Below are 12,302 nucleotides of genomic sequence, written 5' to 3' on the forward strand. Positions count from 1 at the left end.
TCATCACCTCTTTTCTTTACCATAACATATCTTTTCTATTCTTCCACATTTTTCGCATAACTCGTTTTTACATCGTAAACACTAAGCTCATTAATACAACAGGCGGTGAGTTTATTTATGCTCGATTCAAAATTTCAGCCCAATGCAGACTACACCGTTCAAACGTTTCTAGATTTGGTGGGTCAAAATACAGATGTTGGTTCCAAAAAATTATGGCTGTCTCCCACAAAATATATATGCATTATTTATCTCCAAGGATTAGTCGACGGAGAAAAACTTGATAATCTTACTCAGCATGTTGTTGAGACAAAAGCAAAAAGTGAAACGCAAACACTCGATGACATCGATTCGTTTATTTCTGTCATTAAAGACAAAGAAGTTTATACATACAAGCAAGCGATCTCGTGTTTTTTTAAAGGTCAGCCCCTGCTGTTTATTAGCGAAAGCACCACGGCATACTCATTAAATATGTCTATGACCAAACAGCGCTCTTTAAGTGAACCTACAACAGAAAAAGTAGTGCGTGGCCCTAAAATTGCTCTTATCGAAAACTTAGATGAAAACCTTGGTCTTTTAAGGCAGCGTTCTACCGAAGAAGAAATGGTTATTGAAGACATTTATATTGGAAATACAAAGGAACATCGAACAAGTATCGTTTTTCATAATAAACACTGTCAAACTCACATCGTGAATCAAGTCCGAGAGAAATTATTAGACATTCCTTTAGATAACATTCAAGACTCAGGAATGATTGAAGAATTTTTAGAAGAAGCACCTTACTCACCGTTCCCTCAAGTACAAAATACAGAAAGACCGGATCGTGTTCTCGCTGCGGTGAATGAAGGGCGAGTAGCCATTTTAGTAGATGGCTCTCCTTTTGCTCTTTTAGTGCCTACAACTTTCGATATGATTATGAAATCACCCGATGATTATTACGAAAGATGGATAGCCGGTTCATTGCTAAGATTACTAAGGTACTTGTCTATTTTTATTACCCTATTCTTTTCAGCTATTTATATTTCACTCGTTTCGTTTAACCAAGGCCTGCTTCCGACTGAGCTAGCTATTACGATTGCGGCCACACGAGAAAACGTTCCTTTTTCTCCTTTTATCGAAGCAGTGGTCATGGAAGTGACGCTTGAATTATTGCGCGAAGCCGGGCTGCGTCTCCCTACTCCTGTTGGACAAACAGTTGGACTTGTAGGCGGGGTTGTGATTGGTCAAGCAGCGGTGGAAGCCCATATCGTTAGCTCCGTTATGATTATTGTTGTATCTGTATCGGCAATTGCGTCCTTTACCGTTCCTCAGTACGGAATTGGCCTTTCGTTTCGAATTTTGCGTTTCGTATCTATGATGATTGCAGCAATCTTTGGGTTATATGGCGTTACCATGTTTTTTCTTGTTCTCGTCATTCATCTAACCAAGCTCGAAAGTTTTGGTATGGCTTACTTCAAACCGTTTTTTGCGTTAAATAAAAAAGCCTGGAAAGACTCTTATATTCGTCTGCCAAACAAAAGTCTAAAACAGTCTAAAAATAAATCGGAATAAAACTGACACAAGGAGGACCATATGGAACAATCACAGTCACAATCAAGCAAGCTTCTTTCAGACTTTTATGCCATTTCAATTATTTCTTCAACCATGCTGGGCGTCGGTTTATTAACACTGCCAAGCAGCATTACAAACCAGACAAATAATGCAGATGGATGGATTGTACTTATTATGGACGGCCTTTTGTTTATTGGAATTGTTCTTTTTTTAGTCTGGATGGTTAAGTATTTTACGATTAGCTGTATGTTTGATTTCTCGCAAGAAGTAACCGGCAAGCTAATTGGAAATATATTCAATTTTTCTATAGTCGTTTATTTCACATCTGTAGCAAGTTTTGAAGTAAGAGCTATGGCAGAAATGATTCATTTTTATTTACTGGAAACGATGCCCATTGAGTTAATTATCCTTTCGTTTATTTTGACAGGCGTCTATTTAATCACTGGCGGCATTGATTCTATCGGAAAAGTAATGGCGCTATGTTTCCCTGTAACGGTCATTATTCTTCTTATCTTATATCTTCTTAGTATTGGAATGGTCGATTTAAAAAACTTGCAGCCTGTGTTAGCTGATGGCTTCAGTCCGCTTCTTTCTGCTTTTACAACCGTCTCTGTCTCCTTTTTAGGGATTGAAACGATTGTATTTCTTCCAAAGCATATGAAAAACAAAAATCATTTACGAAAAGTTTCTATCATCGGATTTTCCATTCCTTTACTTTTATATATTATCACTTACGTATTAGTTGTCGGCGCGTTATCCGTCCCGGAAGTAAAAACAACCGTTTGGCCTACCATTGAATTTGTTCAGACGCATGAAGTAAAAGGAATTTTCTTTGAGAGGCTTGAATTATTTTTACTTATTGTCTGGCTTCTTCAGTTTTTTTTAACCTTTGTAATGTATTTCTTTTTAGCTGTTTCAGGATTTAAAAAAATTTTCAAAAACCGATCAACTACTAATATTATCTTTCTTGTGCCCGTTCTATTTATGAGCTCTTTAGCCCCCAAAACAGCAAGCGACGTGTCGAATTATTCAACTGTTCTAGGCTGGGCATTTTTAGTGACATTTTTAGTTATCCCTCTTTTTTTCAGCATGTTAATGAAAATAAAAAAGGTTGTGTTCAAATGACGAAAAAATGTCTTCCTGTCATAATGGCCATTTTTTTATTGTGCGGCTGCACAAATCATCGAAACATTGAACAACTTGCTCTTGTTATAGGAGTGGCAATGGATATTACATCGAAAATCGAACCAAAAACAGGAAAAAACCAGCTTGTGCTGACTCATCAAACGTTAACCGAAACGGAATCCGGAAATATGTCTTCTTCCATTCCATACAAAAACATTACAACAGCTGGTCCTACAATTCATGAAATTACGCGAAATATTTCGCTGAAATCTGATCCTATATACAGCCAGCATCAGCGAGCACTTTTAATAGGAGAAAAAGCGAGCAAGACCATCCCTCTTGATGCGCTCATCAATCAGTTTGTCCGTGACAATGAAATACGGCGCAGCAGCCTTGCGTTTGTTACAAAAGGCGATGCTAAAAACGTTTTAACGATTCAAGGAATGTCTGTACCGCCTGTAAACTTAATTTACGAGCTTGTTTACAATAAATTCAAAACGAATAAAATTCTAAATCCCCTAACAATGGGAGAGCTATCGGCTAAGTTAAAAACCGATCAAAGCTTTTTAATACAGCGGCTTTCTAAAATAAAAAATAGCGTTGAAATAGACGGCGCGGCAATCATAAAAGATAAAAAAGCAAAATTCACCTTAACTCAGCACCAAGTGGAGGGTTTAACGTGGTTAACGGGGAATATTAAAGGCGGAATTATTTATGGCAAACACAGATCATACCCATTTTCCTATGAAATTGGAGATGTTCAGCAAGATGTGAAGGCCCGCATTGATTCAAATCACTCCATTCATTTTGACATCAACGTTCAAACAAGCGGCAGGCTATCAGAAGATTGGGAGACTTCAAAACAGGCTCTTGCCGCCTCTAATGTAAAGAACACCGAAAAAAAAATAGGAAAAATCATTCGAAAAGACGCAGAAAAAACACTCCGCTTATTGCAAAACAACTACAAAGCTGATGTGATTGACCTGCATGATTACGTACGAATTCATCATCCTCATTTTTGGAAAAAACATCAGCATGAATGGGATGAAATTTTTAGCCAGTCGACCATCGACTATCATATTCAGGTTCAAATTAAAGATTTTGGGACACAGGGCAGAGATTAGCTCTTATTACTCAACGCCAGCTTCAGTGAGCTCTTTTTTCTTTAGTTCCATAATCATGAACTTATCGGTATAGTTTTTGCTGACGAACAGCTGGCGTTCATTGTCGTTATTAAAATAAAATTTTTTATCATCTTGATATTGAAAATTCACTTTCTTCTTTTTCATTTGTTTAATAAACGTTAAGTAGTCATTTGAATGAATGAGATACCTTTTAGGCTTATCGGATATTTGAACAACATCTTCACCCGAAGATTTTAATTTTACAATACTCCATGCAATGGGGAGAGGATTACCTTCTTGAAAGATCGTTTTGTGAAAAATGAGCACAAAGAAAGCAGCTGTAATAATTGAAATAAGAACAAGCTGTTTTTTCACCATATATCATCCTTTCTTCACGTCTTTACTACGTTAAGTAATACGACAGGCGTATGAAAAAACCTGTTCATCCGCAAAGGTTGTGTAAAGAAATAATGCAAAATCAACAAAATATAACAGTTTGGTTACCTTTTGATTAAATAACATTACTTCTTTACAAATTTAGCTAATCACGTGATAGACTAAACTCAACATATTAAGTCAGGACTAAACTAAATGAGGTGTTGCGTATGACTACAATGCGGCTTCAATCATACTTAACAACAATGTTTCCAAATGTTCAAATGAAAAGACCTCTTTTTTATAACGCGCCCGCAGGTATCCGCTTTACGCTTACCAATCAAAAAGGCGTATGGGAACGAGAATACATGAAAAATGTGTACGCACGCGCTTATGAAATTTTTGAGACACTCCATGAAAAAAATGATGAGCTGTTACTTGTTTTCAAAGCGAATGCTGCACAGGATGATTTACTTTTAAAAAAGAAAAAAGAAACAGCTATTAAAAAATTCATTCGCTCTCGCCTGAAGAAACAAGAAGTTCAATCCGTAGCATTATTAAATAACGCTGAGTATATTATTGCCTGTAAAACAAATGATGTGAAAGAAAAGCTTCTTTTGCAATCAATTGCCAACCGCGATCTTCATATTCATCCGGCTATTGAAGAAGAGTGTTATATTGTGAATTTGAATAAAGAAACCATCTTCCACCTATACGACGAGCGCGGACTGGACATTGTATCGAACAATCAGTCTTCTCTTCAACTTCTTCAGCAAAAGTTTCACGACTGGATTCTAGATATTGATGCAGCTTGCTCTAAAAAAGTACAATAAAAAAAGCAATCATTCAGTAAAGGAATGATTGCTTTTTTATTAGGCTTGATGGACAGGAGACGCTTTTTTTAAAAACAGCCAGTTGATAAGAAAGAATAAGAAGCTTACGATAACCATTGTTCCGAATGTAAGTAACAGCGACCCGTTCGAAAGGCTTTTTATAAAATGAATAACCGGTTCTTTTGTCACTGGAATCGTAAACAGTAAAATTAAAACAGCACCGGTGATCATCCCTCCTGTTTGCCCGAATTTGTAAACGATACTGCCGAGCAAACACGATGCTGCTGTAATAAAAAAGATAAATACAGCGTCCGTTAAAAAGTGAACAGCGACAGTAGGGTCATGAAAGATAAAATCGCTCGCATAATAAAGCTGAACATTCATTAAATTGAAACTATTAATCACCTTTATTGAAATGCTCATGATGACAACATTGATAAGGGACATTACAATTGCAAATAAAGCAAAAACACAGGTCATCGTTAAAAGATATGCTTTACGAGTAGCTCCTAACTTTAAGCAAAAGGAGAAACTTTTTCGAATGATAATAAAACTTACAATACCTGAAAAGATGTACTGCGGCATACTTGTTACTAATAGAAGATGCTCATTCACCTGACTGAACACTAAAATATCTACTACAACAAAAGCTAACAGAATCGTCCAAAAGCGAATCATTAAATACTTTAGTTCAACGTAGAGCGAATAACTAATGGCGGCAAACTGTCCTTTCATTATGCTACACCTCCACGATTTGCTGTAAGATAAATCATAATATCCTGTATGTGAACAGCTTCTACATGAAATGAACTGTCGACAAGCTCTTCAGCATAAATATCTTCATTAAAGAGGACTATTTTTTTCTCTCCTCCGAATACTTGTTCATGGATTACTTGCTTTCCTTTTTCATATTCTTCAATTTGGCTTTTAGGTCCTTTCACACTTACGCAGCGCTGCTGCAAATTTTCTGCCGTATCCTGAAGAATCAGCTTTCCTTCTTGCATAATGAGTACTTCTTCAAATAAATTACTTACCTCATCAATTAAATGCGTTGAAATAATGAACGTGCGTGGATATTCTTCATATTCATCCAATAAAAGCTCATAAAAACGCGCTCGCATCGCAGCATCAAGTCCAATATAAGGTTCATCAAAGATTGTGATGCTCGTTCGAGAAGATAGCCCAACAATAATTCCTAATGCTGATTCCATACCTTTAGATAATGCTTTCACTTTCATATTACAATCTAAATCGAACTCTTCCATAAGCCTCTCAGCAGCTTCTTCACTCCAGTAAGGATAAAAAAGTGACGCAATTTTTAGCACGTCTTTGACTTTTAATGTTTTTTTGAAATTTCCGCTTTCGTTAATTAAGCAGATGTTTTGCAAAACAGAGCGGTTTTCAAATGGAGATTGATTTCCCACTTTTACCTCTCCTGTCGTAACTGGAATATGTCCTGCTACAATTTGCATCAGAGTCGTTTTGCCGGCTCCGTTTCTACCTAGCAACCCGTATATTTTATTTTGTGCTAGCGTAAGTGAAATGTCTTTTAACACTTGTTTAGACCCATAGCATTTATTTAACAGCTGCGCTTCTATATTCATTTTATTTCCCCCTTGTCTAACAGCTCTTTTAGCTCGTTTACCGTAATCCCCAAATGCTGTGCTTCTTTTTTCAGGGGAACGATAAAACGGTTATAAAATTCTTCTTTTCTTTGTGTAAGCAATACTTCTTTGGCGCCCGCACATACAAACATCCCTATCCCTCTCTTTTTATACAATATTCCGTGGTCAACTAGCTGATTAATTCCTTTAGCTGCCGTTGCAGGGTTAATGCGATACATTTTGGCAAACTCATTCGTAGACGGTACTCTTTCTTCTTCTGGAAAAGCATCATTCAAAATATTCTCTTCGATGGTTTCTTTGATTTGTTGGAAAATTGGTCGCTGATGATCTAGTGATTGTTTCATTTTGACTACCTCACTTAAGTGGTTCATTACTCATGTAACTAACTATATAACTGACTGGTTATTTTTTCAAGCGTTATTTCCAAAAAAAAAGAAAAAAAGTCCGTCAGTTAGTTACTGACGGACTTTTTCATTTGACTGTTTAACCACTTGACCGTTCTTTTTACTAGCTCATCCTGCTGCTCTTTAGTGGAAATACTGGCTTTGTTGTCGCCTTTTTGTTTCCCGTACATTCCAAACTGTGCGTGATTAGCTCCTTTTACTTGGACCAGCTCCGTATTTTTTGAAAGTAAATGCTTGGTTTCTTTAATTTTTCCAGGCGTCGACAAACCATCTTTCTCACCGGTTAAAGACAAAATAGGATAAGTGGAAGTTGAAAAATTATTTTTATTCATCGGATACGATGCTAAAAGAACTAAGCCTTTTATTGAATCTTGATGATCATACGCATAAGAGGCTGCACTCACTCCTCCAAGGGAATGCCCTCCGATAAACCATGCGGAAATCTTCGGGTAGCTCTTCACAATATCCGTTGCTTTGTTTTGACTAAAAAAACTCATATTAAACGGAGAATCTACAACAGCAACAAGATATCCTTCATTTGCAATTTGCTGAGCATAATAGCCATATGCTAACGGCTCTACTTTAGCACCTTGATAAATAATATAGCCGGCTTTTATCTCTTTGTTCGTTTGAGGCTTGAATACGTAATAATCGTCTTTCTTCACTACTTTTTTCTCATCTACTAGTGAGTGAAGCTGCTTTGAAGGTTCATAATCAAAACCTGACCATATGACAAAAAAAGACACGGTTACTGCAACAAGAACAGCAAGACCGACTCCTAATGTTTTTAACGTTTTTTTCATGTCACTCCCTCTTTCTGTTTTTTTACTATGTACTCTTTTTATATCTTTTAGACATTTTACATGTTTGTTTTAAAGATATACAAGAAAAAAGAGAGGTTCGATATGCCCAAAGCAGGACGCAGCAGAAGTGACATAAACCATTCCATATACTCGAAACAAAGAGAGAAAATTTAAAAGGCTGCTGCATGTAATAACGGGACAGCCTCATTAGCAGACAACCTTCACTAATGAATATCTCGTTTCTTAAACCTCCCTCCTCTAACTTCAGCAATAGCTGCTACAGCAAAAAAAGCAGATGGATCTATCTCATCGATAATCGCTTTTAGCTTTGCTTCTTCAAGCCTGGTAATAACACAAAAAATTACTTTTTTATCATCTCCCGTATACGCCCCTTCCCCATTTAAATACGTGACGCCTCTCCCTAAACGAGCAAGAATTGCTTCGCCAATTTGTTCATATTGTTCACTGATAATCCAAGCTGACTTAGACTCATCTAACCCTTGAATCACAATATCAATCGTTTTAAAAGCAATGAAGTAAGCCATTAAAGAATACATAGCGCGATCCCAGCCAAATACAAAACCGGCACTTCCCAAAATAAATAAATTAAAAAACATAATCGTCTCACCTACAGAGAAAGGCGTACGCTTATTAAATAAAATAGCTAATATCTCGGTGCCGTCTAGCGAACCTCCGTACCGAATAACAATTCCTACTCCCACACCGAGAACAATTCCGCCAAACACAGTGGCTAAAAGAGGATCACCTGTTAAGACCGGTAAGTCGTGAAAAATAGAGGTAGCAATGGATAGAATGATAACACCTAAAAGCGTAGATAGCGCAAATGTTTTTCCAATTTGCTTGTAGCCAATAAAAAAGAATGGAAGATTTAATACGAAGATATAAAAGCCGATTTGAACATCCGTTAAGTGGGATAAAATAATAGATATACCTACAATTCCACCGTCAATAACCTCATTAGGGACAAGAAAAAATTCTAGCCCGACGGCCATTAAAAGGGCTCCCACTAAAATAAACAGCATGCGCTTTACAATCATTTTAGCTGATAGCGAACGATGAACAACCTTTTTTATTTCATGATCCGTTTGCAGCACATAACTTCCCCTCCTTTTATGATAGAGACATCAACTACTAACCAAACCCTCTCTTTTAATATTATCACAAAATTCAAACTATTTACCTGCTCTTTTACAAAATTTCATCTAATGAAATAAATTATGCATATATTGGATAAAATTGTAGATGATAACAAGTGAATAAATGCCCGATCATGTTCAAAAGTGAATGCATGCCCACCACTTTTCATACGGGACTAACAGGACAAACTTAGATTAAAAGGAGAGTAAAACGTTATGAACCGTGTAAAGATTATTGCTGCTTCTTTACTCGCAGTTTTATTGCTAGCTTTTTCAGATAATTTCACTTCTGCAGCTGTGCAGGAGGCGATGATACGAGTTGTGCATGCGTCACCTGATGCACCTGAAGTAGATATATATGTGGACAATCAAAGCATCGTAGTCGGCGCATCGTTTAAAGATGTGACAGATTACCTTAAAGTACCTGCGGGGTCTCATAAAATAGAGGTATACGCCATAGGTACAAAAGGAAAAGAAAAACCTGTCATTTCCACTAATGTAACCGTCGAAGCAAACAAGGCCTATACTCTTGCTGCTATTAACCAAGTTGCACACTTAGAATTAAAAGTAGCTCAAGATGATATGAACGTAGCTAAAGGAAAGAGTAAAATTCGAATTGCTCACTTTTCTCCAGATGCTCCCGCTGTTAATGTAGGTATTAATCACGGCCCTACTTTGTTTAAAGACACTGCCTTTAAACAAATGACAAATTATTCTGAAGTAGATGCCGGAACCTATGATTTAACCATCGCAACTAGTCAAGACAATAAAAAAGTACTGGACATTCCAAACCTTAATTTAGAAGCTAACACGGTCTACACAGTGCTCGCTATTAACAAAGCCGACAGTCTTGAAACGCTTTTATTAAAAGATAATACGGCTATGCCTTCCGAAATGCCAAAAACAGGTATGGGCGGTGCTTCACAGGATAATTATAATTCAATTGTGCCAGTTCTTACTTTATTAGGAATTGGAGCGGTCGCTATATTTGTTGTTCGTCGTCACAGAGGATACGAAAGCGAATGAAATGGATAGGAGGGGTTTTCACCTTTTCTTTTATACTATTCATGAGCAGCTGGTTTGCCCAACCAGCAATTGCAAACGGCTCGACGGATTTTGTTGTGAAGATGGCTGAAACAAAATCGGCTCAATCCTTGACACCTTCAGGAAACGCTTCTACGCCTCTTCCATCTCAGCTTATTATTCCGAAGCTTCATATTAAGGCTTTCATAAAAGGAATGGGCCTTACTAACCAAGGTGAAATGAGCGTTCCTGATAATGGTCATGATGTAGCTTGGTTTAAGCTTGGAGCAAGACCCGGAGAGGAAGGAAATGCGGTCATTGCAGGACATGTTGATGATCAAAAAGGACCCGCTATCTTCTATCATCTCGACAAGCTCACAAAAGGAGATGAAATTTTTGTAACCGATCAGCAAGGGGATCAGCTGACCTTTGTTGTTACCAATAAAGCTTCTTATCCCCGAGATTCTGCTCCTATCAGAGAGATTTTCGGTCCAACTTTTCAACACCAGCTTAATTTAATCACCTGTACGGGAACGTTTGATCATAAACAGAAAACTCATGAGCGAAGGCTCGTTATTTATACAAGCCTTCGCCCGGAAAAAACAGCCGATGTTTCTCACTAAACATCGGCGTTTATTACTTTTAATTACATACTGGTTCGTTTTATTTAAATATTTACACAGCCTTAATATGAACACAACATCTCACTAGTAAACTAATGCATGACCCCTCAATAAAAAGGAGTTTTGATATGAGACGAAAATGGTGGTTTGTAAGCTCACTCACTCTTTGTTTATGCGGCATTTTTATGTTTATACATACGCAGGCAGCTTCTATTCAAGCAGAAAAAGTAGCCATTATTGCTCATCGAGGCGCATCAGGGTATGAGCCAGAGCATACGATGCAATCTTATCTCGCGGCCGTCCAGCAAAAAGCGGATTACATTGAACTTGATCTTCACATGTCTAAAGATCAGCAGCTTGTAGCAATTCATGACTACAAAGTTGACCGAACGACAAATGGAACAGGATATGTAAAACAATATACAGTGAAGCAGCTTCAGCGTTTGAACGCAGGAAAAGGTAATAAAAAAGCCGTCATTCCAACTTTAGAAGAAATATTCCGTACGTTTGGCAATCGAACAAACTATTATATTGAAACAAAATCTCCTCATGAATATCCAGGTATGGAAAAGGAATTGTTGACGTTGATGGCTAAGTACAACATTCATACCAATCACGTCATTGTACAATCATTTAGTCCTGAAAGCTTAAAAACCGTCCATCGATACCGACCTACTATGAAACTAATTCAACTGATTCGTTCTAAGCAAACCAATATGTTAACAGATCAGCAGTTCAGACAAATCAAAACGTACGCGAACGGCATCGGTCCGAACGCAAACACGCTGACAAAACCATATGTACAAAAAGCTCGCTCGTACGATTTAGACGTTCATCCTTATACAGTAAATGACGAAAAACAAATGAGAACGCTTATCGAGTGGGGCGTAACCGGTATGTTTACTAATTACCCGGATCGTCTTTATAACGTGCTTCATAATAAATAAACACTTGCCGCGGCAAGTGTTTATTCTTTATACATCTCTTCTATTCGCTCTCCACAAGTACAGGCTAATTAATGCTATGGCATAAAGCAAAGCCCAGCCAAACACCAAAAATTTGTTTAATCCTTCGTTAATAAATTGAATGATTGCAGATACGGGTGGCAACACATACAGCAGCAGTCCGCCTCCTTGATACGGAAATGAGACGCCTGCCGCTGCAAGCGTAACGATTAAAATAAATAGAGGTCCAAACCATGATAAGCTGCCTTCTCTTACAACATCTCTTGTAAAAACAAGACCTATGCTCATACCAAGCAAACTAAACGTCCAGTGAATAATAAACCCAAACACCATTTGCTTAGTGGATATATCCACTTCAAACATATCAAGCAGCACGGGATAAGCAATAGAAACCGCTGATAAAAACGTAAACAGCAGCATACAGGTAATAAGCTTGCTCATAAAGTACTTGTTCTTTTTCCCTACATGAAGTTTTGTAATAACTTCTTGACTGGAATCTTCTGCGTGAAACAGCGACATCGTAAACCAAGTGGTTAGAAAAAAGAGGAAAAGTGCCGTATTAAAAAAGCTATCAAGCACCGGGTTCGGTCTATATGTATAGTTCATACACAGCGAAATAATATAAAGTGCAAGCGGCGGAATATATCGATACGATTTAATGTATGTAATAAAATGATAGCGAATCAATGCACCCATC

At 37.4% G+C, this 12,302-nt stretch carries 14 protein-coding genes; 7 read left to right on the top strand and 7 right to left on the bottom strand.

Annotated features, from left to right (window positions below; all coding sequences use genetic code 11):
- The first annotated feature begins 117 nt into the window (after nt 1–117).
- The 3 genes from JNUCC25_RS20065 to JNUCC25_RS20075 are packed head-to-tail and all read left to right on the top strand — an operon-like array spanning nt 118 to nt 3,797.
- Entirely contained in the window at nt 118–1,548 is a 1,431-nt protein-coding gene (locus JNUCC25_RS20065; protein ID WP_029323899.1) for a spore germination protein, read from the top strand.
- A gap of 21 nt (nt 1,549–1,569) precedes the next feature.
- On the top strand, nt 1,570–2,673 hold the full coding sequence (locus JNUCC25_RS20070) for a GerAB/ArcD/ProY family transporter (protein ID WP_064472060.1): 1,104 nt from the start codon (nt 1,570–1,572) through the stop codon (nt 2,671–2,673).
- Nucleotides 2,670–3,797, top strand: coding sequence for a Ger(x)C family spore germination protein (locus JNUCC25_RS20075; RefSeq protein ID WP_454222387.1), 1,128 nt, complete (start codon nt 2,670–2,672; stop codon nt 3,795–3,797). Before JNUCC25_RS20070 ends, JNUCC25_RS20075 begins: the two co-directional genes overlap by 4 nt.
- A 6-nt stretch (nt 3,798–3,803) precedes the next feature.
- Here the strand turns inward: JNUCC25_RS20075 and JNUCC25_RS20080 are convergent, their stop codons facing one another.
- On the bottom strand, nt 3,804–4,175 hold the full coding sequence (locus tag JNUCC25_RS20080; RefSeq protein WP_253880635.1) for a hypothetical protein: 372 nt from the start codon (nt 4,173–4,175) through the stop codon (nt 3,804–3,806).
- A 227-nt stretch (nt 4,176–4,402) separates the two neighbouring features.
- Here JNUCC25_RS20080 and JNUCC25_RS20085 point away from each other — a divergent pair, with 227 nt between their 5' ends.
- Nucleotides 4,403–5,005 carry a DUF3885 domain-containing protein gene (locus JNUCC25_RS20085; RefSeq protein WP_013058688.1) on the top strand — a complete coding sequence of 201 codons (603 nt, stop codon included), beginning with the start codon at nt 4,403–4,405 and terminating at the stop codon, nt 5,003–5,005.
- A gap of 39 nt (nt 5,006–5,044) precedes the next feature.
- Here the strand turns inward: JNUCC25_RS20085 and JNUCC25_RS20090 are convergent, their stop codons facing one another.
- From JNUCC25_RS20090 to JNUCC25_RS20110, 5 genes are all read right to left on the bottom strand, one after another.
- Entirely contained in the window at nt 5,045–5,740 is a 696-nt protein-coding gene (locus JNUCC25_RS20090) for a hypothetical protein (protein ID WP_029323910.1), read from the bottom strand.
- Nucleotides 5,740–6,609 (bottom strand): ABC transporter ATP-binding protein, encoded by an 870-nt coding sequence (locus tag JNUCC25_RS20095; protein ID WP_064472062.1) that lies wholly within the window; start codon nt 6,607–6,609, stop codon nt 5,740–5,742. Before JNUCC25_RS20095 ends, JNUCC25_RS20090 begins: the two co-directional genes overlap by 1 nt.
- Nucleotides 6,606–6,974 (bottom strand): GntR family transcriptional regulator, encoded by a 369-nt coding sequence (locus JNUCC25_RS20100; RefSeq protein ID WP_013058691.1) that lies wholly within the window; start codon nt 6,972–6,974, stop codon nt 6,606–6,608. The genes JNUCC25_RS20095 and JNUCC25_RS20100 overlap by 4 nt, the downstream gene beginning before the upstream one ends.
- A 107-nt stretch (nt 6,975–7,081) precedes the next feature.
- On the bottom strand, nt 7,082–7,837 hold the full coding sequence (locus JNUCC25_RS20105) for an alpha/beta family hydrolase (protein WP_029323914.1): 756 nt from the start codon (nt 7,835–7,837) through the stop codon (nt 7,082–7,084).
- Nucleotides 7,838–8,061: 224 nt separating this feature from the next.
- Nucleotides 8,062–8,952, bottom strand: coding sequence for a YitT family protein (locus tag JNUCC25_RS20110; RefSeq protein WP_029323915.1), 891 nt, complete (start codon nt 8,950–8,952; stop codon nt 8,062–8,064).
- A 258-nt stretch (nt 8,953–9,210) separates the two neighbouring features.
- On the opposite strand from JNUCC25_RS20110, the gene JNUCC25_RS20115 reads away from it, so the two are divergent.
- From JNUCC25_RS20115 to JNUCC25_RS20125, 3 genes are all read left to right on the top strand, one after another.
- Nucleotides 9,211–10,020 (top strand): DUF4397 domain-containing protein, encoded by an 810-nt coding sequence (locus JNUCC25_RS20115; protein WP_013058694.1) that lies wholly within the window; start codon nt 9,211–9,213, stop codon nt 10,018–10,020.
- Nucleotides 10,017–10,640, top strand: a complete 624-nt coding sequence (locus JNUCC25_RS20120) for a class F sortase (RefSeq protein ID WP_029323918.1) — start codon at nt 10,017–10,019, stop codon at nt 10,638–10,640. The genes JNUCC25_RS20115 and JNUCC25_RS20120 overlap by 4 nt, the downstream gene beginning before the upstream one ends.
- Before the next feature lie 128 nt (nt 10,641–10,768).
- Nucleotides 10,769–11,587, top strand: a complete 819-nt coding sequence (locus JNUCC25_RS20125) for a glycerophosphodiester phosphodiesterase family protein (RefSeq protein ID WP_013058696.1) — start codon at nt 10,769–10,771, stop codon at nt 11,585–11,587.
- A gap of 27 nt (nt 11,588–11,614) precedes the next feature.
- Here JNUCC25_RS20125 and JNUCC25_RS20130 read toward each other — a convergent pair whose 3' ends face one another.
- Nucleotides 11,615–12,301, bottom strand: coding sequence for a hypothetical protein (locus JNUCC25_RS20130; protein ID WP_057273894.1), 687 nt, complete (start codon nt 12,299–12,301; stop codon nt 11,615–11,617).
- Nucleotide 12,302 lies beyond the last annotated feature (1 nt).

Source organism: Priestia sp. JNUCC 25 (assembly GCF_053667915.1).